The 25,651-nt window shown below is 42.0% G+C and carries 20 protein-coding genes and 1 pseudogene; 17 read left to right on the plus strand and 4 right to left on the minus strand.

Annotated features, from left to right (window positions below):
* Window positions 1-147 precede the first annotated feature (147 nt).
* From ACM0OT_RS01570 to ACM0OT_RS01600, 7 genes are all read left to right on the plus strand, one after another.
* Window positions 148-1,434: a glycosyltransferase family protein gene (locus tag ACM0OT_RS01570; protein ID WP_414562120.1), complete on the plus strand. Its 1,287-nt coding sequence runs from the start codon at window positions 148-150 to the stop codon at window positions 1,432-1,434.
* Between the two features lie 64 nt (window positions 1,435-1,498).
* The gene (locus ACM0OT_RS01575) at window positions 1,499-2,836 is read left to right on the plus strand and encodes a glycosyltransferase family 4 protein (RefSeq protein ID WP_414562122.1); all 1,338 of its coding nucleotides are present in this window, start codon (window positions 1,499-1,501) and stop codon (window positions 2,834-2,836) included.
* Window positions 2,837-2,839: 3 nt separating this feature from the next.
* The gene (locus ACM0OT_RS01580) at window positions 2,840-3,997 is read left to right on the plus strand and encodes a glycosyltransferase family 4 protein (protein WP_414562124.1); all 1,158 of its coding nucleotides are present in this window, start codon (window positions 2,840-2,842) and stop codon (window positions 3,995-3,997) included.
* Complete coding sequence (locus ACM0OT_RS01585; protein ID WP_414562125.1) at window positions 3,998-5,809, plus strand: ABC transporter ATP-binding protein; 1,812 nt, start codon at window positions 3,998-4,000, stop codon at window positions 5,807-5,809.
* A gap of 68 nt (window positions 5,810-5,877) precedes the next feature.
* Window positions 5,878-6,855 (plus strand): aminoglycoside phosphotransferase family protein, encoded by a 978-nt coding sequence (locus tag ACM0OT_RS01590; RefSeq protein WP_414562127.1) that lies wholly within the window; start codon window positions 5,878-5,880, stop codon window positions 6,853-6,855.
* A gap of 137 nt (window positions 6,856-6,992) precedes the next feature.
* The gene (locus ACM0OT_RS01595) at window positions 6,993-8,432 is read left to right on the plus strand and encodes an iron uptake porin (protein ID WP_414562129.1); all 1,440 of its coding nucleotides are present in this window, start codon (window positions 6,993-6,995) and stop codon (window positions 8,430-8,432) included.
* Window positions 8,433-8,605: 173 nt separating this feature from the next.
* Window positions 8,606-10,417: an ABC transporter ATP-binding protein gene (locus ACM0OT_RS01600; RefSeq protein ID WP_414562131.1), complete on the plus strand. Its 1,812-nt coding sequence runs from the start codon at window positions 8,606-8,608 to the stop codon at window positions 10,415-10,417.
* A 39-nt stretch (window positions 10,418-10,456) separates the two neighbouring features.
* Here the strand turns inward: ACM0OT_RS01600 and ACM0OT_RS01605 are convergent, their stop codons facing one another.
* Window positions 10,457-11,215, minus strand: a complete 759-nt coding sequence (locus tag ACM0OT_RS01605) for a YebC/PmpR family DNA-binding transcriptional regulator (RefSeq protein WP_414562133.1) — start codon at window positions 11,213-11,215, stop codon at window positions 10,457-10,459.
* A 239-nt stretch (window positions 11,216-11,454) separates the two neighbouring features.
* Between ACM0OT_RS01605 and ACM0OT_RS01610 the strand changes: the two genes are divergently transcribed.
* The gene (locus tag ACM0OT_RS01610; protein ID WP_414562245.1) at window positions 11,455-12,741 is read left to right on the plus strand and encodes an ABC transporter substrate-binding protein; all 1,287 of its coding nucleotides are present in this window, start codon (window positions 11,455-11,457) and stop codon (window positions 12,739-12,741) included.
* Between the two features lie 83 nt (window positions 12,742-12,824).
* Here ACM0OT_RS01610 and ACM0OT_RS01615 read toward each other — a convergent pair whose 3' ends face one another.
* Window positions 12,825-13,469 (minus strand): Uma2 family endonuclease, encoded by a 645-nt coding sequence (locus tag ACM0OT_RS01615; RefSeq protein WP_414562135.1) that lies wholly within the window; start codon window positions 13,467-13,469, stop codon window positions 12,825-12,827.
* Window positions 13,470-13,688: 219 nt separating this feature from the next.
* Here ACM0OT_RS01615 and metH point away from each other — a divergent pair, with 219 nt between their 5' ends.
* The 8 genes and pseudogenes from metH (at window position 13,689) to ACM0OT_RS01655 (ending at window position 20,042) form a co-directional block, all read left to right on the plus strand.
* The gene (gene metH / locus ACM0OT_RS01620) at window positions 13,689-17,249 is read left to right on the plus strand and encodes a methionine synthase (RefSeq protein ID WP_414562136.1); all 3,561 of its coding nucleotides are present in this window, start codon (window positions 13,689-13,691) and stop codon (window positions 17,247-17,249) included.
* 114 nt (window positions 17,250-17,363) lie between these two features.
* Window positions 17,364-17,786: an endonuclease domain-containing protein gene (locus tag ACM0OT_RS01625; protein WP_414562138.1), complete on the plus strand. Its 423-nt coding sequence runs from the start codon at window positions 17,364-17,366 to the stop codon at window positions 17,784-17,786.
* A gap of 9 nt (window positions 17,787-17,795) precedes the next feature.
* Complete coding sequence (locus tag ACM0OT_RS01630; RefSeq protein WP_414562140.1) at window positions 17,796-18,491, plus strand: M15 family metallopeptidase; 696 nt, start codon at window positions 17,796-17,798, stop codon at window positions 18,489-18,491.
* A 117-nt stretch (window positions 18,492-18,608) separates the two neighbouring features.
* Window positions 18,609-18,914, plus strand: a complete 306-nt coding sequence (locus tag ACM0OT_RS01635) for a BrnT family toxin (protein ID WP_414562141.1) — start codon at window positions 18,609-18,611, stop codon at window positions 18,912-18,914.
* Entirely contained in the window at window positions 18,889-19,140 is a 252-nt protein-coding gene (locus ACM0OT_RS01640) for a CopG family antitoxin (RefSeq protein WP_414562142.1), read from the plus strand. Before ACM0OT_RS01635 ends, ACM0OT_RS01640 begins: the two co-directional genes overlap by 26 nt.
* 147 nt (window positions 19,141-19,287) lie before the next feature.
* Window positions 19,288-19,380, plus strand: a pseudogene (locus ACM0OT_RS01645) (D-alanyl-D-alanine dipeptidase); the annotation flags it as partial.
* Between the two features lie 105 nt (window positions 19,381-19,485).
* Window positions 19,486-19,743 carry a type II toxin-antitoxin system ParD family antitoxin gene (locus ACM0OT_RS01650; protein ID WP_414562144.1) on the plus strand — a complete coding sequence of 86 codons (258 nt, stop codon included), beginning with the start codon at window positions 19,486-19,488 and terminating at the stop codon, window positions 19,741-19,743.
* Window positions 19,743-20,042: a type II toxin-antitoxin system RelE/ParE family toxin gene (locus tag ACM0OT_RS01655; protein ID WP_414562146.1), complete on the plus strand. Its 300-nt coding sequence runs from the start codon at window positions 19,743-19,745 to the stop codon at window positions 20,040-20,042. The genes ACM0OT_RS01650 and ACM0OT_RS01655 overlap by 1 nt, the downstream gene beginning before the upstream one ends.
* 285 nt (window positions 20,043-20,327) lie before the next feature.
* Here ACM0OT_RS01655 and ACM0OT_RS01660 read toward each other — a convergent pair whose 3' ends face one another.
* Window positions 20,328-21,560 (minus strand): RNA-guided endonuclease InsQ/TnpB family protein, encoded by a 1,233-nt coding sequence (locus ACM0OT_RS01660; protein ID WP_414562148.1) that lies wholly within the window; start codon window positions 21,558-21,560, stop codon window positions 20,328-20,330.
* 194 nt (window positions 21,561-21,754) lie between these two features.
* Window positions 21,755-24,451 carry a chemotaxis protein CheB gene (locus ACM0OT_RS01665; protein ID WP_414562150.1) on the minus strand — a complete coding sequence of 899 codons (2,697 nt, stop codon included), beginning with the start codon at window positions 24,449-24,451 and terminating at the stop codon, window positions 21,755-21,757.
* Between the two features lie 208 nt (window positions 24,452-24,659).
* Between ACM0OT_RS01665 and ACM0OT_RS01670 the strand changes: the two genes are divergently transcribed.
* On the plus strand, window positions 24,660-25,646 hold the full coding sequence (locus tag ACM0OT_RS01670) for a YgfZ/GcvT domain-containing protein (RefSeq protein ID WP_414562152.1): 987 nt from the start codon (window positions 24,660-24,662) through the stop codon (window positions 25,644-25,646).
* Window positions 25,647-25,651: the final 5 nt, after the last annotated feature.

A 25,651-nucleotide genomic window follows, 5' to 3' on the forward strand; every position in this document is an offset into this window, starting at 1 on the left:
TTGAATACAGGCTGACTAGCACATTATCCACCCAGAGGCTGAAGTAAAGGACTTAATAAATAAGCCTATATAGGCAGGTTAATTATGTGGATATGGCGATAAAAAAAACGGTATTAGCACCGGATAAAATATTTGTCAGGAGTGCAAATGAAGAACTTGTTCCCTCACTGTAGAGAAATAACACGAACATCGGCTAGTGTAGAGCCTCCGGAGGCCAGTAATTCATTCAGCAATGGACGAAAGTGGCGTATTGCTTTATACTCTCATGACACAATGGGGTTGGGACACAAACGCCGCAATTTTTTAATTGCTCAAACCTTAGGTTGTTCGACCCTAGAAACTGATATTTTACTGATTAGCGGTATCAAAGATGCCAGTAATATCCCCACACCTCCAGGCGTAGATTGTTTAACCTTACCTGCTTTACATAAAAACATTGATGGGGAATATCAGGCGCGCCGATGGGATTTATCATTGCAGGAAATTATTACACTGCGATCGCAAGTCATTCTCACGACAATTCAAGCCTTTAAACCCGATATCTTCATTGTGGATAATGTGCCACGGGGAGCCGTCAACGAGCTAGATCCCACGCTCAATTACTTGCAGAGCCAAAAACAAACACATTGCATTCTCGGTTTGCGGGATGTCTTAGATGAACCCAAATCCGTACGTCGAGATTGGAAACGCAAAGCTAATGAAAAGGCGATTCAAACATACTATGATGCTGTTTGGGTGTATGGTGATCCAACCATCTATGATTTAGTGCAAGAATATCAATTTAAGCCAAAAACCGGATCTAAATTCCGCTACACTGGCTATCTTGATCAACGTAGCCGCCTCAAGTTCATGGATATTGAAAGCATCCAGGCATTTAAATCACTCAATTTACCATCAAAAAAATTAGTATTGTGCTTGGTGGGTGGTGGACAAGATGGAGCGAGGTTAGCGCAAACATTTGCTCATGCTGAATTACCACCAGAAATGAATGGCATTATTTTGACAGGGCCATTTATGCCACGAGAAGAAAGGCAAAAACTGCAAAACTATGCCGCTCAACGTGACAACTTACAAGTATTAGAATACTTAGCTGAACCAACACTGTTATTGAATCGAGCCGAACGCGTTATTTCGATGGGTGGCTATAATACAACTTGTGAATTACTGTCATTTGCCAAGCGATCGCTCATTGTACCCCGCATCAAACCCCGAAAAGAACAACTAATCCGGGCTGAACGATTACAAGCACTAGGCTTAATTGACGTACTACACCCAAATCATCTAACCTCTCAAGCCATAACAGACTGGCTAAAACAAGACATCCAACCACCCCAAGTCCGTAACCATATTGATCTCAACGGACTCACCCGCATTCCTCAATTTATTGAAGAAATCCTCACCTCTGGTCATCATTCATCACAACAAGCATCGTGAGAGGATGAGGGAGATAAAATTTAACATCCAACCTTATTTAATTACGAATTACTAATTACGAACTATGACACGTGTTGGTTACGTTCTCAAACGTTATCCTCGATATTCTGAAACCTTTGTAGTTAATGAAATCTTGGCTCATGAAGCAGCTGGTTTAAACATTGAAATTTTTGCTTTAAGACCACCATGTGATACTCATTTTCAAAATATTATTTCCCTGGTGCGTGCGCCTGTCACTTACATTAAAAAACCAATTCAAGGACGAGTAAGCGATTCACTCAATAGTCTTGCACCGACAGCTGCTAGTTATTTTTGGGCAGAATTACAAGAAGCTAGTAAAGTGATCCCAGACTTTTGGACAAAGTTAGCAGTTGCTGAAGGGGAACAAGCTAGTACTGTCTACCAAGCTGCATGGTTAGCACGAGAAGCACAACTAAAAGGCATTACTCATTTACACGCTCATTTTGGTACTGTGGCTACTAGTGTGACTCGATTAGCATCTCACGTTACAGGTATTCCTTATACTTTCACGGCTCATGCTAAAGATATCTTTCATGAAAGTGTGGAATTTGCAGATATGCAACGCAAGTTAGAGGATGCGGCTACTGTGGTGACTGTCAGTGACTATAACCTCAAGTATTTGCAAGAGACTTATGGTGTAGCTGCAAAACATGTCAAGCGCATTTATAACGGTTTAGATTTACGAAAATTAGAATATTCTTCTCCCGCTAATCGTCCTCCTGTAATTATTTCTGTGGGGCGGTTGATTGAGAAGAAGGGATTATCTGTTTTGATAGATGCTTGCGCTATTTTGCAGGAAAAAAATTATGATTTTCAATGTCAAATTGTGGGTACAGGGACGTTGGAACCTGCATTAAAAAGGCAAATTCAAGATTTAAAATTGCAGTCTAGGGTGGAAATTGTGGGGCCGCGTCCTCAAAATGAGGTGTTTCAATTGATGCAGCAAGCGGCTGTGTTTGCAGCGCCTTATGTGATTGGTAAGGATGGGAATCGGGATGGTTTACCTACGGTTTTGTTGGAAGCGATGGCTTTGGGAACACCCTGTGTCAGTACTGATGTGACGGGGATTCCGGAGTTGGTACGTGATGGGGAGACTGGTTTTATTGTGCCGCAATATGATGCTGAGAAGTTGGCGATCGCCTTTCAGCAACTCCTTACTGATTCGGGTTTGCGGGTTGATTTGGCGGTTCGGGCTAGGAGTTTGATTGAGTCGGAGTTTGATATTGAGCGTAATGCTGGGAGTTTGAGGGGTTTATTTTTCACGCAAAGGCAAGCCAGTGCGTTGGGCGGCTCCGCCGACTTGTTCGCGGAGCGTCTCGTTGGCGCAGCCTCTCGTAGAGAAGAGAAGCAACTGGCGCGCAAAGACGCAAAGGAGGTGTAAGGGGTGAGAGTTGCATATATCTGTGCTGATCCGGGGATTCCTGTTTTTGGGCGCAAGGGTTGCTCGATTCATGTGCAGGAGGTGATTCGGGGGTTGCAAGGACAGGGGTGTGAGGTGGATTTGTTTGCTACTCGGTTGGGGGGCGATTTACCTGCTGATTTGGTTAATGTTGGGGTTTGTCAACTTCCGGCTATTCCTAAGCAGGAAAAGGCTTTACGGGAGCAGGCTGCTTTGACGATTAATGCTGATTTAATTAAGTATTTGCAGAGTTTTGGCTGTTTTGACTGTGTTTATGAGCGTTATTCTCTTTGGAGTTATAGCGCTATGGAGTCTGCTCAAGCTATGGGTATTCCTGGGATTTTGGAGGTTAATTCTCCTTTAATTACAGAACAGTCAAAGCATCGGGGATTGATTAATGTTCATGGTGCTGAAGAGGTGGCTAATCGGGTTTTTTCGGCGGCTACTGTGATTATTGCTGTATCTGAGGAAGTGAAAAGTTATTTAATGAATTATGTGGATGAATCTAAAGTTTATGTGATTCCTAATGGGGTAAATCCGCAGCGGTTTTCTATTGTTGCTAATGATAATTTAGCAGACAGTTTTACTGTGGGATTTGTCGGTTCTTTGAAACCTTGGCATGGATTATCAATTCTCACAGAGGCTTTTGCTCGTCTGCATCAGCATGTTCCCAATGCCCAACTATTAATTGTGGGTGATGGCCCGGAAAGAGAAAATTTAGAAGCGGAATTAGTTGCTAAGAAATTAGATGCTTATACTCAATTTACTGGTGCAGTAAATCCTGATGCAGTTCCCCAATTATTAACAAAAATAGATGTTGCTGTTGCACCTTATCCTGCACAATCTGATTTTTATTTTTCCCCGTTAAAAGTGTATGAATATATGGCGGCTGGTTTGCCTGTGGTTGTTAGTAATATTGGGCAATTAACGAATTTAATTGATTCAGGGGTGAATGGTATTCTTTGTCCTCCTGGTGATGCGATCGCACTGGCTAATTCCTTGGAACAATTGTGGCGATCGCCTAATCTCCGCCGTTCTTTAGGACAAGCTGCTCGCAACACGGTGCTAACACATCATACTTGGGATGCGATCGCTCAAAAGATTCTGCATCTAGCTGGAATTGCTATGGAGGTGAGGCGATAAATGTCAAAGCCTAGTTTGTGGGGAGTTCTAGCTTATTTCTGGCCTTACATTCGTCCTCAATCAGGACTACTTTTAACTTCTGCGATCGCTTTGCTTGCAGATGTGGGGCTACGGGTGTTGGAACCTTGGCCGCTGAAGTTTGTTTTTGATTACGTATTAATACGAAGTGATAAGTTAAAGAATATTCCCGCTATTGCTAACCTAGAACCAATGACATTGCTGACATTTTCAGCCGTTGCAGTTCTAGTTATTACTGTTTTACGCGCTCTAGCTGCTTACTGGAGTACTGTGGGACTAGCTACTGTGGGTAGCCGAGTTATGGGAAAAATCCGTAATCATTTATACTGCCACTTACAGGATTTATCGTTGGGTTATCACACCAAGGCGCGTAGCGGTGATTTGATTGTGCGTGTGAGTAGTGATGCTAGTCGTTTACAAGAAATTATGATTACGGCTGCATTACCCTTGATAGTGAGCATTCTCACTTTATTTGGCATGATTGGGGTGATGTTTTTGATGAATCCCAGTCTGACTTTACTGTCACTATTTACCCTACCGTTATTTTGGTTAATTACTCAGCGACTGAGCAAACGCATTCGCGCATCTTCATTAAAGCAACGCCAACAAGAAGGAATGGTAGCGGCGACGGCTGCGGAGTCTATTGCGGCGATTAAATTGGTGAAAGCACTTTCGTTACAAGATGCTTTTGCGCGGGTATTTGCTCAACAAAATCAGCGTAGTCTCAAAGAAAGTGTGAAAACCCAACGTCTAGCGGCGCATTTAGAACGTACTGTAGATGCTGTGATTGCTTTAGGAACAGCCATTGTATTATGGTACGGTTCTTGGCTGGCGTTGCGAGATGCTTTAACGCCTGGGGATGTGTTGGTATTTCTCACTTATCTCAAGAATGCTTTTAAGCCGGTGCAGAACTTTGCTAAGTACACTGGACGACTGGCGAAAGCTACGGCTTCTGGTGAGCGCATTTTAGATGTATTAAATCAGCAACCAGATGTCCGGGATTCACCGGATGCAATACCCGCCCCGATTTTCCGAGGTGCAGTGCGTTTTGAGAATGTTCACTTTGGTTATGAATCAGGACAAGTTTTACTGCAAGATATCAATTTAAACATTCAACCAGGACAGCAAGTAGCGATTGTAGGGACTTCTGGTGGTGGGAAATCTACATTAGTCAGTTTATTATTACGCCTTTATGACCCTTCACAAGGTCGTGTGATCATTGATGGGCGGAATATTCGAGAGTATACATTAGCATCATTACGCCCGCAAATTAGTGTGGTTTTGCAAGATAGTATTTTATTTGCTGCAACTATTCGGGAAAATATTGCTTACGGGATTGCTGGGGTATCTGATGCGGAAATTATAGCAGCCGCTCGTTTAGCTAATGCTGATGATTTCATTCAAGCTTTACCGCAAGGATACGACACTGTGGTAGGGGAACGAGGCGCAACTCTATCTGGTGGACAAAGACAACGCATTGCGATCGCCCGTGCTGCTATTCGTCAAGCACCTATTTTGATTTTAGATGAACCGACTACAGGGTTAGATAAGGGCAATGAGAAGGTTGTGATTGATGCACTACAACAATTATCAGAAAATTGTACGACTTTTTTAATTACTCATGACCTTGATTTTGCTCGGAGTGCAGATATGATTGTTTTTTTGGAACATGGGCGAGTGGTAGAACAAGGCTCTCATGTGGAGTTGATGCAAGTAAATGGGCGTTATAAGGCTTTGTATGAGGTGCAAAATGCAATGCGAAATGAGGAATTAACTCACGCAAAGGCGAGCTAGTGTGTTGGGCGGCTCCGCCGACTTGTAGCAACTAGCGTTGCAAAGTCGCAAAGAGTAGAAGAAGAATTATGACTGTTTTTGTTAATGATAGTAAAATGCCTTTTTTGGAGGCGGCGATTGATCGGGTACAGGTGGAAGAATGTTTTGGTCGGTGTTTGGCGATCGCGCAAAATTGTTGTCTGCAAAAAGTGGAAGTTATTCGTCATAAACCGGGTAGGCGTTGTTTGATTAAATATGAATTAATTAATAATTCTGGGCAAATAATTACGCTGATTGGTAAGGTGAGAGCTAAAGGAACAGATTTTCATAGTTATGAATTACAAAAATCTTTGTGGGAGCAGGGTTTTGCAGATAATAGTGCTGATGGTATTTCTGTACCTGAACCTGTGGGGATAATTCCGCAATGGCAAATGTGGTTACAGCGACAGGTTGAAGGTAAGATTGCTACTCAATTGCTGACACCAAATAATAATATTTTACTAGCTAATAAAGTTGCGGAAGCTGCTCATAAACTTCACCAAACTAATATTCCTCCTCGGCGTTCTCATACCATTTCAGACGAACTGCAAATTTTACAGGAACGCATTACTTTAGTGATGCAGCAATATCCACAATGGCAAAAACGCTTAGAAGAAATATTAGCAGCAAGTAATCATTTAGGACAAAATACACCAGAATTAAAACCCTGTGGTATTCACCGTGATTTTTATCCCGATCAAGTGATTATTAATAATTCTCGGTTGTATCTCATCGATCTAGATTTATATTGTCACGGTAATCCAGCACTTGATATTGGTAATTTCATTGCTCATCTTCAAGAATATAGCCTCCGCACCTTTGGCAACTCTGAAGCATTACGTGAATATGAAACTGCTTTAATTAAAAAATTTCTACAACTGACAACAGATAAATACCTGCCAGCAATTGAAACCTACACTACTCTCACCTTAGTTCGACACATTCATATCAGTACCCAATTTCCAGAACGTCGCCCTTTTACCCCAGAACTATTAAACTTATGCGAACAGCGTCTCCATATCAATTAATTAATACTTACTCTCTGCGTCTCTGCGGCTTTGCGTGACATAAATTCCTACTTATTACTTACTTTCAGGAGATAGCATTGATAAATTCAACTTGTTGGCGAAAAATTCGCTTGATTACTGTAATTAGTTCACTTTGTATGAGTAGCATAACTAAAGCTATTGCCACCCCAGATGCTAAATTAAATCAAATTATACCAGTTTATCAATTATTAGACATTAACATTGATAGTTGGGAATTTCACACCTTAAAAGCATTAATTAAACAATACAATTGTGCTGAAATTGAAAATAAAACCTTAAACAGATATCAATTTGCTCGCCAATTAAATATTTGCTTAATAAATATAAATAAATCAGAGACAATTAATCAAGAAACATTAAATACTATCAAAAGATTACAAGCAGAATTTTCTCCAGAATTAGCAACCCTGAATCAGCGAGTAGATTTATTAGAATCCAAAGTTACAACGTTGGAAAAACAACAGTTTTCCCCTCATATTGAACTAGAAGGAGAAATTATTTTTGCTGTAAGTGGATTTGCTGGGGGAAACAGAGCTAACAGTAGAACAAAGCCAGTAAATAACAATTTAGTATTGAGCGATCGCCTGCGTCTGAGCCTCAAAAGCAGTTTCACTGGTAAGGATGAATTGCAAGTACGTTTGCAAGCACGTAATACACCAGAATTAGAAGAGTTTACCGGCACTCAAATGGCAAATTTGGGTTTTGATGGTGATAATAATAATGAAATAGAAGTAGATGAACTAGATTATAGATTCCCACTAGGCAAGGAAACCCGCATGACTGTGTACGCTTTGGGAGGAGGATTAGGTGACTTTGTTCCTAGTGTCAATCCTCTTTTTAGTGGTAGTGGAGACGGCTCGATTTCTACATTTGGACGAGAAAATCCCATTCGCCGCCAAGGTGGTGGTGCAGGTGTCGGTATTTCTCATAATTTCAATGACTCTCTCAATTTCTCGATAGGATATATTACCAGCGATGTCAATAACCCAGAGAGGGGGATTTTTGCTAGTCCTTATGGGGCGATCGCGCAACTTACCCTTGAACCCACTAAAACCACAGCACTCAGTTTTACCTATATCTACTCTTACAATAATCTGAATACGGGAACTGGCAGTGACTTAACTGGTGATCCGTTTGATAATGAGGCAGATGCGATCGCTGCTAATTCCTTTGGTGCAGAAGCAGCTTGGCAACTTAACCCTAGTATCACCCTTGGAGGCCGAATTGGTTTTATCCAAGCACAAGCAGAAGATTTACCAACTACCCCAAGCGCTGTCATTTCTACATGGGCATTAATGTTAGCTATTAGAGATCTGCAAGAAGACGATAGTTTTGCTGGGTTTGTGGTGGGTCAACCTCCTAAAGTCACTTACAATAGTTTCGGTAATAACCTTGCAGATCAAGATACTTCCTTACATCTAGAAGCCTTTTATCATTTTCAAGTCACCGATAATATTGCCATTACTCCTGGTTTATTTGTGATTACTAGTCCAGAAAATAATCAAGGTAATGACACCATTTATGTTGGTACAGTGCGGACAACATTTAGCTTTTAAAAAGTTATAGCGTTTTCGGTTGGCTAAGTTCATTAACTGTAGTGGACTGACACGCCTAAATTGGGGCAAAAAAATTGTAAATTGGGTTGACGTAGGAAACCCAACCTAGTCATATTGTCACCTTCATTGGTGAAATTGGTGATTATAGGTGTTTCTACGTTATATAAATAAGTATGAAAAAGATACGAAATACGGTGCGCCAATCACTAGCAGTTTTTCGCTACAGTGGACGGGCTATCAGCTTAGTGTGGAATACTAGCCACATCCTGACCATTATTCTGGCTACTTTAACTTTAATAGCTGGTTTATTACCAGCGGCGATCGCCTACCTTGGTAAGTTAATTGTCGATGCCGTAGTTTTAGCTGCTCAAGCGGGTGATGGCGATATCTCTCAACCTTTATTATATGTAGGATTAGAAGCCATTGCGATCGCTCTGTTGGCTGCTAGTCAACGAGGCATCTCTATTTGTCAGTCATTGTTGCGTGTGCTACTTGGGCAAAAGGTAAATGTACTGATTTTAGAAAAAGCCCTCACACTAGATTTACGCCACTTTGAAGATTCGGAATTTTATGACAAACTCACCAACGCCCGGCGAGAAGCATCTGTGCGTCCCCTTTCTTTAGTAAATCGCACCTTTGGTTTGGTACAAAACGCCCTGTCTTTAATTACCTACGGCGTATTATTAGTCAATTTCTCAACTTGGGCAGTGCTAGTGCTAATTTTAGCAGCCATGCCAGCCTTCATTGCCGAAACCAAGTTTGCTGGACAAGCCTTTCGTTTATTTAGTTGGCGGGCCGCAGAAACTCGTCAACAGCACTACATTGAAAATTTATTGGCCAGAGAAGACTTTGCTACAGAAATCAAACTCTACCAACTCGGAGACACTTTATTAGGACGTTACCGCAATCTGTTTCATCAACTTTATGGCGAAGACCGAGATTTAACACTGCGGCGGGGACTGTGGGGATATCTGCTGAGTTTAGTGAGTACAGCGGCTTTTTACTTAGCCTACGCTTGGATTGTCATAGAAACAGTCATGGCGAGAATTTCCTTAGGAGATATGACCATGTATCTCACCGTATTTCGCCAAGGACAGTCTACATTTTCTAACGCCCTGACTTCCATCGGGGGAATGTACGAAGACAACTTATATTTATCGAATCTCTACGATTTCTTAGAAGAAGAAGTACCACAAACTTGGGGTAATGCTACTACAGGTATCAAGCCTCAAGATGGTATTCGTTTTGAGAACGTATCATTTACTTATCCCGGAAGTTCCCAACCTGCATTAACAGATATTTCACTGCATTTAAAACCAGGAGAAAAACTCGCAATTGTCGGTGAAAACGGTTCTGGTAAAACAACTTTAATTAAATTACTCACCCGACTCTACACCCCAGATTCCGGGCGAATTTATTTAGATGGCTTAGATTTGCAACAATGGGATGTAAATGTCTTACGACAACGCATTGGAGTAATTTTTCAAAACTTTGTCCGTTACCAATTCACTGTCGGCGAGAATATCGGTGTTGGTGACGTAGAATATTTAGAAGATAAACATCGTTGGCAAATAGCCGCCGAAAAAGGTATGGCCCAACCCTTCATCGAGAAATTACCGCAAAACTTCCAAACGCAACTGGGGCGTTGGTTCAACAGAGGACAAGAACTTTCCGGGGGACAATGGCAAAAAATCGCCCTAGCCCGCGCCTTTATGCGAACACAGGCAGATATTTTAGTCTTAGATGAACCCACATCAGCAATGGATGCTCAAGCAGAGTTTGATATATTCAATCATTTTCGCACCCTGACCAAAAATCAGATGGTATTTTTAATTTCTCATCGCTTCTCCACAGTGCGAATGGCCGATAAAATCGTAGTCATTGAAAGTGGAAAAGTTACAGAACAAGGCACTCACGAAGAATTGCTACAAACAGAAGGACGCTATGCCAAATTGTTTTCTTTGCAAGCTGCGGGATATCAATAATTCGTAATTCGTAATTCGTAATTACGGTTAATTTAAATCTTAAACCATCATCAAATCCATCAAATTTTCTGCCATATCAAAATTAGCAGTCACATTTTGCACATCATCCAACCCCTCTAGAGTATCAATTAACTTGAGGAGCGATCGCGCCTGGTCGGTATCAGTCACTTCCACATAATTACTCGGAAGCCAACGCAATTCCGCATCATTCACTTGAAATCCTTGTTCCTTCAACGCCTGGGAGAGAACTTCCAAATTTGTCACCTCAGTAAACACCTCAGCAGTCTCATCTTCAGTCATTTCATAAAATTCCGCCCCACCTTCTAGGGAAGCTTCCAAAAGCTGGTCTTCGTCCACCACACCCGCCACTAGACAAACACCCTTTTGGTCAAACATCCAGCTAACACAGCCAGTTTCACCCAAATTGCCCCCATTTTTACTAAAAGCAACCCGCAAATCAGCAGCCGTCCGATTACGATTATCTGTAAAAGCTTCAATTAAAACTGCCACACCACCAGGGCCATAACCCTCGTAACGAATAGCCTCAAAACTGGCACCATCCGCGCCAAAAGTGCCAGTACCTTTTGCGATCGCCCGTTCAATATTATCATTAGGTATACCCGCCGCCTTAGCTTTATCAATGGCTGTGCGTAACTGAAAATTTCCCGCCGGGTCTGGTACACCGCTTCTCGCAGCCACAATAATTGCCCTAGATAACTGCGTGAATGTCTTACCCTTTTTGGCATCTACTACAGCCTTCTGGCGCTTAATATTTGCCCATTTACTATGTCCTGCCATAATCTCAAATGATGAACGCTCCCTTCAAAGTTTAGGATATACATAGCTTTTGCCAAGATGCAAAGGCATATTTGTTGAATTATGTAACTGAAACGGTGAAAATTACTTCAATTGTGCGATATCTCATAAGTAGTGCCAAAATTGTGGTTATCAAATCGCTAAAGTTGGCCAATGTACTAAACATAAGTGATGCACGGCTTTCTTCTGCACCCCGGAATTACCAGAAAAAAAGAAAAAACCTGCGATACCTGAGAAATTTATTGCTGTTATTCCTGGTAGGTATACTGGCTTTAGGTGGATGCCAATTTACACAAACTAGAGAAGCAGATGTAATTCACATCACTTTATGGCAAGGTGTGAATCCACCGCCAAATCGGGATGTTTTACAAAAGCTGGTAGATAAATTTAATCAAACTCACCCGAATATTCAAGTAGAGTCTTTGTATGCTGGACAACAGGATCAGCAAACACCCAAAATTTTGGCAGCCGTCGTTGGTAATGCGCCGCCAGATTTACTATGGTACAACCCCACCATTGCTGGTCAATTAGTAGAACTAGAAGCCCTAATTCCTTTAAATGACAAGCTAGACAAATCTCCGGTAAAAGACGAAATTGACCCGGCGTTGTTTGAATCAATGGAATACCAGGGGCAAATTTGGTCATTACCGTTTGCGACCAATAACGTGGGTGTGTATTATCGTCCTAGTTTGTTTGAGAAAGCCGGAATCAAAGAATTACCCCGGACTTGGGTAGAGTTTCGCCAAGTTGCTAAACAATTAACTCGTGATTTTGATGGCGATGGCCGCACAGATCAATATGGTATGTTTTTACCTTCAGGGAAAGGAGAATTTACCGTTTTCACCTGGTTACCATTTATGTGGAGTAGCGGCGGCGAGTTAGTCACCGGGAATGCACAAGACCCATCTAACGTCATGTTACAAGATAATCCAGGCGCGATCGCAGCGTTAGAATTTTGGCGTAATTTAATTACCGATGGTTCCGCCATGTTATCTGCCCCAGAACGGGGTTATGAGACAGGCGATTTAATTGCTGGTAATGTAGCCATGCAGGTAACTGGCCCTTGGAGTCTTGGTGAATTTACTGAAAGTGGCGTTGATTTTGGCGTATTTCCCATTCCCGTAGATAAAGAACCAGCTACCAGTGTTGGTGGCGAAAACCTGTTTTTATTCAAAACCACACCAGAAAGAGAACAAGCAGCCTTCACCTTTGCCGAATATACCATGAGTGAAGAATTTCAGACAGAACTAGCTTTGGGAACAGGCTATTTACCCATCAACTTGAAATCACGCGAAAATCCCCGTTATCAAGAATTTGTCAAAAAGCAACCATCCTTGCAAGTATTTTTAGACCAAGCTCAACACGGGCGATCGCGTCCCATCTTTCCGGGTTATAATCGCATTTCCGATAGTTTAGGCCGGGCAATTGAATCTGTCTTATTAGGGCAAAGCTCCCCATCTGAAGCATTAACCAGAACCCAGCAGCGACTCAACTTAATCTTTCAGTGATTATTTTCAGTAGTTGGGCAAAACTAAATTTATTCGTGAAGATTGTTATACAAGGGAGGTATAAATAACATAGTTGGCTGTAATTACGAATTACGAAATTGGCTTAATAACCAACTACCAACTTGACCATGATTCATTTGACGAGTCCGCCGTAAAGCCTCATTGAGTAGAGAAAACACCAAGCCCTGTAAAACCAAAGATTCACTAATACGGCGACTACCACCATTCTCAATAGCAAAAGCAATAACTTGAACATTTAAAACATCAACAATCCAATATTCCTTCACCCCTAAATCTTCATACAAAAGTCGTTTTGCACCTTGGTCATCAGCCAATGAAGTATTCGCCACCTCAATCACTAAATCTGGTGGTGGATAAACATCGAGGTTGATAATAGAAATACCGTAGGGAATAGCATCAGCATTGTCACCAATATAATAAGAAATATCAGGTTGGACTTCTCTACATCCTACTTGCCGATAACTACAGCAATCCTTACCATTTAGGTTAATACCCTTAACGGCAGTAAATATGCTAATAGCAGAAATAATAATTGTGTGATCACTGGCATGATCATTTCCCACTGGTGGCATTTCGACCCTCATTTTTCCACCATAGTAGTAACCTTTTGCTTTTTCACAAGCAGGACTTTCAATCACTTGAATATATTCATCCCAAGTAGCTACTACCCAAGTATCAGAATTGAGCTTTGTTTGTAATTCACTCATATTCTTGTGAAGCATGACTTGATTTACAAGTAATTATAGATGATTGCTCCAGTCGGATTAGCCTAGATAAAACCCACATCACATCATGGCCAATTCTCTGCGCTTACATTCGCGCATGATAGTCGCTACAAGTCGGGCATTGCCCGCCCAACCTGCTGTCTCACCTTTGCGTTTAAATGGGAAAATATCATTAGACTAACAAATTTCCCTTAGGAAAATATGACCCATCCTTTCCTAGAACGTCTGCGTAGTCCCAACCGTCCAGTTATGGTCTTTGACGGTGCAATGGGAACCAACCTACAAACCCAAAACCTCACTGCTGATGACTTCGGAGGCCCACAGTATGAAGGTTGTAACGAATACCTAGTCCATACAAATCCCGAAGCTGTCGCCAAAGTTCACCGCGATTTTCTCGCCGCCGGCGCTGATGTCATTGAAACAGACACCTTTGGTGCAACATCCATTGTGTTAGCAGAATATGACTTAGCAGACCAAACCTATTATTTAAATAAAACAGCCGTAGAAATAGCCAAACGCGTCGCCGCCGAATTTTCCACACCAGAAAAACCCCGGTTTGTCGCCGGTTCCATTGGCCCCACAACCAAACTCCCAACTTTGGGACATATTGACTTTGACACCTTAAAAAATAACTTCGCCGAACAAGCCGAAGCGCTATTTGATGGTGGTGTTGATTTATTTTTGGTAGAAACTTGTCAAGATGTGCTGCAAATCAAAGCAGCGTTGAATGGAATTGAAGAAGTCTTTGCCAAAAAAGGCGATCGCCGCCCGTTAATGGTGTCTGTGACAATGGAAAGTATGGGTACAATGCTGGTGGGTTCAGAAATCAGTGCTGTCCTGACAATTCTCGAACCATATCCTATAGATATCCTGGGTTTAAACTGTGCCACAGGCCCAGACTTGATGAAACCACACATCAAATATCTATCAGAACATTCACCATTCATTGTCTCTTGTATTCCTAATGCAGGTTTACCAGAAAACGTTGGTGGTCAAGCACACTACCGCTTGACTCCCATGGAATTACGCATGGCGTTAATGCATTTTGTTGAAGATTTGGGTGTCCAAGTGATTGGGGGTTGCTGTGGGACACGTCCAGAACACATTCAACAATTGGCAGAAATTGCCCAACAACTCACACCAAAAACCAGACAGCCCAGCTTAGAACCAGCCGCTGCATCAATTTATTCGACTCAACCTTACGACCAAGATAATTCCTTCTTGATTGTCGGTGAACGTCTTAACGCCAGTGGTTCTAAAAAGTGCCGCGATTTACTGAATGCCGAAGATTGGAATGGTCTAGTTTCAATGGCTAGGGCGCAAGTTAAAGAAGGCGCACACATCTTGGATGTCAACGTCGATTATGTAGGACGTGACGGTGTGCGAGATATGCACGAACTGGTTTCGCGCATTGTCAATAATGTTACATTACCTTTAATGCTGGACTCCACTGAATGGGAAAAAATGGAGGCAGGTTTAAAGGTAGCCGGTGGTAAGTGTTTGTTGAACTCCACCAACTACGAAGACGGGGAACCGCGTTTTCTCCAAGTGCTGGAATTAGCGAAAAAATATGGTGCTGGTGTAGTCATTGGTACTATCGATGAAGATGGCATGGCGCGCACAGCACAGAGAAAGTTTGAAATTGCCCAACGTGCTTATCGTCAAGCTGTAGAATATGGTATTCCTGCTACCGAGATATTCTTTGATACCTTGGCTCTACCAATTTCCACAGGGATTGAAGAAGACAGAGCCAATGGTAAGGCTACCATTGAAGCCATTCGGCGGATTCGCCAAGAATTGCCGGGATGTCATGTAATTTTGGGTGTATCTAATATTTCCTTTGGTTTGAATCCCGCATCACGAGTCGTGCTGAACTCGATGTTTCTGCACGAGGCGATACAAGCCGGCATGGATGCAGCCATTGTCAGCCCTAACAAGATTTTACCTTTGTCAAAAATTGAAGCAAAGCATCAAGAAGTTTGTCTTGACTTAATTTATGATCAACGTAAATTTGAGGGTGATGTCTGCGTTTATGATCCCTTGGGAGAATTGACCACACTTTTTGAAGGCGTGACAACCAAACGCGACAAAGGTATTGATGAAAATCTCCCCATCCAAGAACGCTTGAAACGCCATATCATCGACGGTGAACGTATTGGGTTAGAAGACCAACTGAAAAAAGCTTTAGAACAATATCCCCCTTTGGAAATTATCAACACCTTTCTATTGGATGGGATGAAAGTTGTCGGTGAGTTGTTCGGTTCGGGACAAATGCAATTACCTTTTGTGTTGCAGTCTGCGGAAACCATGAAAGCAGCGGTTGCTTATCTAGAACCGTTTATGGAAAAGTCAGAATCGGGCAATAATGCTAAGGGAACTTTTATTATTGCCACAGTCAAAGGTGATGTGCATGACATTGGTAAAAACTTGGTGGATATTATCTTATCTAACAACGGCTACAAGGTAATTAACTTGGGAATTAAGCAGCCTGTAGAAAATATCATCGAGGCTTACCAACAGCATAAAGCTGATTGCATTGCTATGAGTGGTTTGTTGGTGAAATCTACTGCCTTTATGAAAGAAAATTTGGCAGTATTCAACGAAAAGGGAATTACTGTACCGGTGATTTTAGGTGGTGCAGCGTTAACCCCCAAGTTTGTGCATCAAGATTGCCAAAATACCTACAAGGGTAAGGTGGTTTATGGTAAAGATGCCTTTGCTGATTTGCATTTCATGGATAAATTAATGCCAGCCAAGGCTGTTAATAATTGGGATGATTTCCAAGGATTTTTGGATGAGGTAGAAGCAGAACCAGAAATCACCGCTTCTCCATCTCCAACTGAATCATCCCCACTCCCCACTCCCGACTCCCAACTTCCCCCAGATACCCGTCGTTCTGAAGCCGTAGCTGTAGATATTCCCCGTCCTACGCCGCCTTTCTGGGGAACTCAGTTATTAAAGCCTGGTGATATTCCCCTTGAGGAAATTTTCTGGCATTTGGATTTACAGGCTTTGGTTGCTGGACAATGGCAGTTCCGTAAGCCGAAGGAACAATCTAAGGAGGAGTATCAGGCTTTCTTGGCTGAGAAGGTTTATCCGATTTTGGAGAGTTGGAAGCAACGGGTAATTGAGGAGAATTTGTTGCATCCCCAGGTGGTTTATGGGTATTTTCCTTGTCAGGCTGAGGGGAATACGTTGTATGTTTATGATCCGTTCGCGGAGCGTGCGCGAAGCGCATACCGCCAAAGCGCCAAGGACGCAGAGATAAGAGCAAGTTTTGAGTTTCCGAGACAGAGGTCTTTGAGGAGGCTGTGTATTGCTGATTTCTTTGCGCCGAAGGAGTCGGGGATCATTGATGTATTTCCCATGCAGGCGGTGACTGTGGGGGATATTGCCACGGAGTTTGCCCAAGGGTTATTTGCTGCTAATCAATACACTGATTATCTGTATTTCCACGGTTTGGCTGTGCAAGTAGCTGAGGCGTTGGCGGAATGGACACACGCCAGGATTCGCCGGGAGTTAGGTTTTGTGGCAGAAGAGCCGGATAATATTCGGGATATTTTGGCGCAGCGTTACCAAGGTTCACGGTATAGTTTTGGCTATCCTGCTTGCCCAAATATGCAGGATCAATACAAGCAGTTAGAGTTGTTAGGGACTGACAGAATTAATCTGTATATGGATGAAAGTGAGCAAATTTATCCAGAACAGTCTACGACGGCCATTATTGCTTATCACCCGGTAGCTAAGTACTTCAGCACATAATATTTTCCCCTCTCCTTAATAAGGAGAGGGGTGCCCGAAGGGCGGGGTGAGGTTAATATTATAGTGGGTACATAGTTCAGGCTTGACCTATCTATATAGATATTAATATTTAAAATGACTAAACTTTATAACAAAAATAATGAAATAGAAAAAAGGCGCCTATTACGCCAAAATATCACACAAGCTGAGAAACTTATTTGGCATAAAGTAAGAGATAGACAGCTTGAAAATTGCAAGTTTCGTAGACAATATAGCGTGGATAAGTTTGTTATAGATTTTTACAGCCCTGAATTAAATTTAGCTATAGAAATTGATGGTGACAGTCATTTTGAAGATGGTGCTGCTGAATATGATCAGGCAAGACAAGAGTTTATGGAATCAGTAGGGATCAAGTTTATTAGATTCGCTAATAATGATATTTATGGTAATTTGTCTGGTGTTTTAGAAAGTATTGTTCAGAATATACGAGATTTAAGAACCTCACCCCCAGCCCCTCTCCTTATTAAGGAGAGGGGAGTAAGATTAATTAATACATAATATTGAATAATGAGACCTTATCACCAAATTCCTATATTAGAATGCAGTGAATTGCTGGTGCAGATTCCTTTGGAATTGTTTGCAGTGGAATCTCCCCATCCTTATGAAAAACTCGGTGCGCCTTATGGGGAACATTCTCCTTATTATTTGCGCGCAAGTGTGGTAAAAAATTTAATTCAAGCCCAAAATTACTTACAAGAAATTCACTCTGGTTGGTATATACAGATTTTTGATGCTTATCGCCCGGTGGCTGTACAACAGTTTATGGTAGATTACAGCTTTACCCAAGCGTTACAGCAACACGGATTGACTGAGGCTGAGTTATCACCAAACCAACGTCAAGAAGTTTGGCAATCAGTTTATGAAATTTGGGCTGTACCGAGTTTAGATGAAAAAACTCCCCCTCCCCACAGTACAGGTGCGGCTGTAGATGTGACGCTGGTTGATGATACCGGGGAAATAGTAGATATGGGATCGCCTATTGATGAATTGTCAGAGCGATCGCATCCCAATTACTATGCCCATAGTGACCACCCAGAAGCCCAACAATATCACAACAATCGGCAAATATTAAACGAAGTCATGTTAAAAGCCGGATTTCAACGCAATCCCAGAGAATGGTGGCATTTCTCCTATGGTGATCAAATGTGGGCTTGGTTAAATCAAAATGGTTCAACGGCGCGTTATGGGCGAATTGTTAATTAGGGATTAGGGATTAGGGACTAAACAGTAAATAACCAAGCCGAGTTGCACCGGGAGATACAGCAAGGTAATGTTTGAGACACTGCTACATTTGTATATACAAATGTAGATTTCAGAGTTATGCTTGAAAGTGTATGTGGCTTTGATTGGGATGAAGGAAACTCTGCCAAATGCTGGAATCGTGTTTCTAAAGAAGAAATTGAGTACCTGTTTCAACAACCGGGTGTCCTTATTGCGCCAGACATAAAACATTCTCAGGATGAGGATAGGTATTTAGCCATAGGGATTTCAAGCCAACAAAGGTACATTTTTGTGGCTTTCACGCTCCGAAACCAAGAGGATGAAATACTCATTAGACCGATCAGTGCCAGATATATGAGAGACACAGAGGTACAGAAATATGGACAAAACTTTCCCAAGACTTAAAAGTGATGAAGAAATAGAGGCACTCTTAGAAGATGATTTGTCAGATTATCTTACTCCTGATAATTTCAAGCCAGTAACTTTTGAATTTAAGCCTAAAGATAAAAGTGTCAATGTAAGGATGTCTGAGGAGATGCTAGAAAAAGTTAAATCTGTTTCCCAGAAAGAAGGTATTCCCTATCAGCGTTACATTAGACGTGCGATAGAACGGTCTTTAGGTGCTGAGTAGTAATTTGGCATCAAAAATGAGAGAAGCAAATATCAAAGTACGATAGCGTTATTTGCGATCAGGACTTACGTAACCAACTACGTATTTTTGTCATTGCGACCGTAAGGAAGCAATCTCAAAGTCTTGATTTTCGTAGCGAGTGCGTAAAGAGAATGGTGGCATTTCTCCTATGGTGATCAAATGTGGGCTTGGTTAAATCAAAATGGTTCAACTGCGCGTTATGGGCGAATTGTTAATTAGGGATTAGGGACTGGGGACTAAATAAAGAGTAAATAACCAACTTGGATATTCTTTGTTATTCTTAGTAGTATTATCGCTATGAGCCAGCCGATCAAGAGGTAGCAGATGAACGTTTCTTTGACCCCAGAACTGGAAAAGTGGGTGCAATCCAAAGTTGAAAGCGGTATGTATACTTCAGCTAGTGAAGTGATCCGTGAAAGTCTAAGGTTACTTAAGGAGCAGGATGCTCTTAAAGCAATACGTCTTGCCGAGTTGCGCCGGGAGATACAGCAAGGTATTGATAGCGGAAAATCTACACCTCTGAACATGGATGAAATTATTGAATTGGCAAAACAACAACGGCAGCAGAAAGAATCCGCATAATGGCGAAAATTCTCAAAAAACCATTAGCGCAAGCTGATTTATTGGATATTTGGAATTTTATTGCTAACGATAGCTTTGAAAAAGCAGATCAGTTGTTACAAAAAATAGACAGCCAACTCAAAATGCTGGCATCAAACCCAGGTATAGGAAGAAAGCGTGATTCCTTAGCGCCAAATTTACGGAGTTTTCCGGTAGGGAATTATCTAATTTTCTACAGTCCCATAAATCAAGGTATTGAAGTTATTCGTATTCTACATGGGGCCAGAGATATCCAAAGCCTTTTTGAAGAAGATGAGTAAGTTGTTATTTAGTAGATTTATATTTCTGCCAAAACAGTTACTTTATCATTGCTAGTTGGGAAAGAAATCGGTTTTGAACGTCCTTACGTTGGCTTAGTGTATTTTAAGAAAATCGTCTGCAAGAGTTCATCCTGGATATACTACTCAAAGTAAGAAAATTCGGAAAAAATTTCTTACCAAGAGTTATCATAGCCAAGCTATCGTAACAGTTTTGAGAGCCAGTGTTGTGCATCTCTATTGCTCGGTTGAGGCTTTCTTGGAATTTGTATAATTTGAGATAGTGAACTACCCACACTGACTTGGAGTACCAAGTACAGTGTCGGCTTCTGTAATCACGGGAGAGTGCCGCAACTTGGACTTTCGTCCTAGCTTTGGTCTGACCTCCCCTCCTACAGCAGAGACGGCTGAACCTTCCGCCTTTAGCATTCTGATACCCTCTGCTCTAATATTTATCGCTGCGTTCCCATCTCGGTCATGATGAGTGCCGCAGTGAGGACAAGTCCATTCACGGACATCCAACGGCATCTCACCCATCTGATAGAAACAATTAGAACAAAGCTTGGAACTGGGGAACCATCTATCAATTTCTACCAACTTTCCGCCCTTGCGTTCTAGCTTATAGGCTAAGAAGTTAGTGAATGTTCCCCATCCACAATCAGATATTGCTTTCGCCAATTTGTGATTACGAACCATGCCCTTGACATGAAGATTTTCTACGATGACAGCTTGACTATCGCTGACTAACTTGTAACTAAGTTTATGCAGAAAATCTTGCCGCGAATTGCTAACTCGTTCGTATACTTTGGCAACAACTTTTCTATATTTATTTTTTGAATTACTCCCTTTTTGTTTACGAGCTAATTTCTTCTGCTTACGCTTGAGGTTTTCTTCGTGCTTGGCAATATGTCTAGGGTTGTTGTATTTAGAAACTTTTTCACCATCGGTTACAACAGCAAAGTGTTTCAATCCTAAATCAATACCGTAGATTTTACCCTCCGAGATGACAGGGTTTTCACCTTCCAATTCAGTGAGTATGGATGCAAGGTATTTACCAGACGGCGTTTTACTCACAGTAACAGTCTTTATTTTCCCTTCAATTGGTCTATGTATTTTGGCTTTGACTACCCCAATATTGCCGGGAAGTTTTACGTTACCGTCTACAATTTTGACGTTTTGAGGATACTGAATCGACTGTTTACCATGCTTGGATTTGAATTTAGGAAACCCTGCACGCTTATCAAAAAAGTTCTTATACGCCGTAGTTAGGTTGAGCGTTGCAGCCTGCAAAACTTGGCTATAACAATCAGCTAACCAACAAGTATCTTCTGCTTTTTTGAGGGCAGGGAGAAATGCGTTGAGTGCTGCACGTGTCAGTCCTTTTCCTGTTTCTTTGTAAGTCTCAATTGACTTGTTCAAAGCATAATTCCACCACCAACGAGCGCAACCAAAAGCTTGAGCTAATTGAATTTCTTGCTCTTTTGTTGGATATAAACGAACCTGGACAGCCTTGTGCAACACTTAACATCACCTCCTTGGCATATTTATTTTACCATGATATATGTTTTTTGGTAAAGATTTAATCTACAATATTAGAAAAGCCTCAAATGTTCTCCGTCCTTACTTGGCTGCGCCTCGTATTGGTTGAGAACGATTTCGGCTTTTCCCGCCTTATATCCCGCCACTGATTCGGAGTACCAAATTCAGTGGGGGACTTACGGCGAAATAGTTAAAGGCTCTGGCACAGTTTCCACGACGGCTTCAGCATAATCAAGAGCTTCTTGCAACTGCTGTGTACTGCGTTTGAGGGCATCAATATCCATCAATACCATCACCACGCCATCAATTTGATTTTCTGTAGTTCTGTAAGGTCGAATTCGCAGATTGTACCAATGCCCACAAGTGTCTTGCGCTTCTAGTTCTTTAATAGTTAAGGTGTCAATTACTTCTGTGAACAATGACTCTAAATTAGGAACGTTAAGAGTGGAACGGATATTGCTAAGTGGTCGTCCCACATCTGTCGGTATCAGATTGAACAACTGCTGTGCTGTAGGAGTGAAACGCCGAATCCGTAAATCGTTGGTGAGTATAAGTATGGGAATATTGACACTGCTGAGCAAATTTAAGAGGTCGTTATTGACCTCGTGTAATTCGAGATTGCGACTATACAGTTCTTGGTTAGTTGTATGCAGTTCTTCGTTGGTTGCTTGCACCTCTTCTTTGGCTGTTTGCAACTCTTCATTAGTGCTTTGTAGTTCCTCATTACTGGAGAGGATTTCTTCATTTGCTACTTTCAGGTGTTGAGTAGTGGCTTCATGCTCTTGGGTAATCAATTGCAGATATTCTTGAGTAGCAGTCAGTTCTTGCTTAGTGGCTGTCAGTTCTTCTTGGAGTCGGAGGATTTCCTCCGTAACTGCTTGTTCTACATTTTCATCTGTGACGGGCACTTGTTGAATTATTGAGGCAGGTACATCCTCAAATAAGACAAGAAAGCAGCGAGTTTCTAGTGAGTCAGCCTGGAACGGAATCACCTCAACATTGACTTTTCTGGACGATTCACTCCCTTCAATCTGTATCCCTTCCTTTCTTACAGAAATATCCTGCCTTTTCACCTGATAAATCGCGGTACGCAATTCTTCCAGCAGCCCTTTTCGTGCCATTTTGAACAGATTGAAGCTGGGATCGCCAGGGGGTGGTTTCAAATAGGGACTGGTTTCCCCTCGAAATTGCAGAATGTCCATATTGTCGTTAATCATCACGCCAACTGGGGCATAGCGATGCAAAACAATTTGGTCAGCCTGTTTATTTAAGTCAACAATATCCCAAGTCTTATTACTCATGGTGGCTCTGTCAGGAGTTACTCTCGCTATGGGATAGTTACTGGTCGCAAAGTTAAAGTTAAGGGGAGTAGGTATTAATTTTTTGGTATAAATATTGTTTTTTCTGTCCGCTAAAGTAAATAAGTTGGAGAATTCTCCTGCACTTTCGGCAATACCTAACATCAAAAACCCAGTCGGCTTGAGACTGTAATGGAAAATTGGCATCACCTGCTTTTGCAAAACAGATTCAAAGTAAATCAGCACATTGCGACAACTAATTAAATCAAGATTGGAAAATGGCGGATCGCTAATCAAGTTGTGTTTGGCAAAGACACAAAGTTCACGAATCGATTTGCTGATCTGATAACCGCTCTCTACTTGGTTAAAGAAGCGTCTTAGCCGTTCTGGTGAGACATCAACTATTTGGCTGGGCTTGTAAATGCCTAAACGGGCTTTTTCAATTGCTGTCTCGTTTACGTCCGTAGCAAAAATTTGAAGAGCAGGTTTGGGAAGTACATTCTCCAAAAACTCCAATAGACAAATACCAATGGAGTAAACCTCCTCCCCAGTTGCACAGCCTGCTACCCAGATCCGAATCGGCTCATTAACTGACTTCCCCTTAGCGATCGCTGGAAATACTCGCTCTTTCAAAGCTTGATAAGCTTCTGGATCACGGAAGAAACTGGTGACACTGATTAAAATCTCGTAGTACAGTGCTTGCACTTCATCTGGATTATTTTGCAGATATTGAACGTAATCTTCAAGGCGTTGCAGCTTGTACAGCACCATCCGCCGAGCAATTCGCCGCTTGAGGGTAGTTTGCTTGTAGTGGATAAAATCAACCCCAGTAGCACTGAAAAGCAAAGCAAAGATGATAGGTAAAGTATCCTCACTTTCAGAGAATGGCGGTACTCTTTGTGAGTCAATCGGACTAGTGACGTTGGGATGGCGAGCAATATGAGCTAGTTCCTCAGCAATTTTATCTGGTGGTAAGATGAAGTCCACATCGCCAGTGGCAATAGCAGCGTGCGGCATATTACTAAATTGTGCCGATGATTCACACTCAGCAAAAGTAATACCACCAGCCGCCTTAATTGCTTCTGATCCCTGGGTGCCGTCTCCATCGCTCCCAGATAGAATAACACTGATGGCTTTGCTTCCTATTTCTACCGCCAATGAAGTCAAAAAAGCATCAGCAGGCATGTATTTACCTTCAATCTTCTCACGGGGCACGAGTTGCAGCATCCCTTGAGCAATTGTCATCTTCGTGTTTGGCGGAATGACATATACCTGATTCGGTTCTACAAACATGCCATTCTGCACTTCACGGACGGGCATCTGGGTCGTCTTTGCCAGAATCTCAGTCAGCAGACTTTTCTGATTGGGATCTAAGTGCTGAATTAACACAAATGCCATCCCAGTGTCGATAGGTAGATGACTCAGTAACTGCGTAAATGCTTCTAATCCGCCTGCGGATGCTGCAATCCCGACAATAGGAAATAGTTCTTTGCCTTTATCTTGTTGCTTCTGTGTCGATGTTCCAAAAGCAATGGAATCGGATGGTGATGACTCAGAAGACTGCTTAAAGTTCATTGTATTGTCGAATACAATGCTAGAACGTTTAACTTTCCAGTGTATTCAGTTATAGGTTTGCTCCTAATATACCAAAGTATATAAGCTTTATCGCATCCATCATTCTTATGTTGCCACAACCTTTATTACCAATCATAAATCTGGTCAAGTTGTTCGCATTACCCCAATTTGCTAAGATCCTCTCGGTGACAAACTTCTCTGCATTCCTATGTCCACATCTGCAATTGACACTCAAGACGCAACAGCTATCCAAGCCGCAACAACCAAGGTTGCTGTATGCGATCGCTCTTTTTGGGGACGCATCCGTGTTTCTGATGATGACCGGATACGTTTTTTACACAATCAAAGTACTAACGATTTCCAAAGCCGTAAGCCAGGACAGGGTTGTGATACTGTGATGGTGTCATCTACCGCCCGCACCATTGACCTGGTAACTGCATATATTTTAGAGGATGCAGTGCTATTGCTGGTGTCTCCTAGCCGCCGTGAATCTCTAACACAATGGCTGGATCGCTATATCTTTTTTGCTGATAAGGTGCAATTAACCGATGTCACCGATGAAACAGCTACTTTTAGTTTAATTGGCCCAGAAAGTGATGCCGTGATCAAACATCTGGGTGCTGAGGCCATCATCGATCAACCTGATGGTAATCATCTTGTATTAGATAATCAGGTAATCGTTGCTGTGGGTAGTGGTTTGGTTACTCCTGGATATACGCTGATATTGCCAGTTGCCGAGAAAGAGAAACTATGGCAGCAAATTTTAGATTTAGGTGTAGTTGAATTGAGCGATCGCGCTTGGGATATGTTACGCATATTACAAGGACGACCAGCCCCAGATGCGGAACTTACTGATGATTACAATCCTTTAGAAGTGGGTTTATGGCAAACAATTTCCTTTAATAAGGGTTGCTATATCGGTCAAGAAACCATTGCCCGATTAAATACCTATAAAGGTGTCAAACAATACCTCTGGGGTATCCGTCTTAATGCACCTGCAACAGTGGGAAGTGCGATCGCCATTCAAGATGAAAAAGTTGGTAAGCTTACCAGTTACACTGAAACCACTGATGGTTACTTTGGATTAGGTTACATCCGCAGCAAAGCCGGTGGTGTTGGTTTAAAAGTCCAAGTAGGAGAAACCGAAGGTGAAGTAGTAGACATACCCTTTGTTTCTCACCAATATCCAGAGTAGATACA

It is taken from the genome of Anabaena sp. CCY 9613 (assembly GCF_963920895.1).
Lineage (GTDB): Bacteria > Cyanobacteriota > Cyanobacteriia > Cyanobacteriales > Nostocaceae > Cyanocohniella.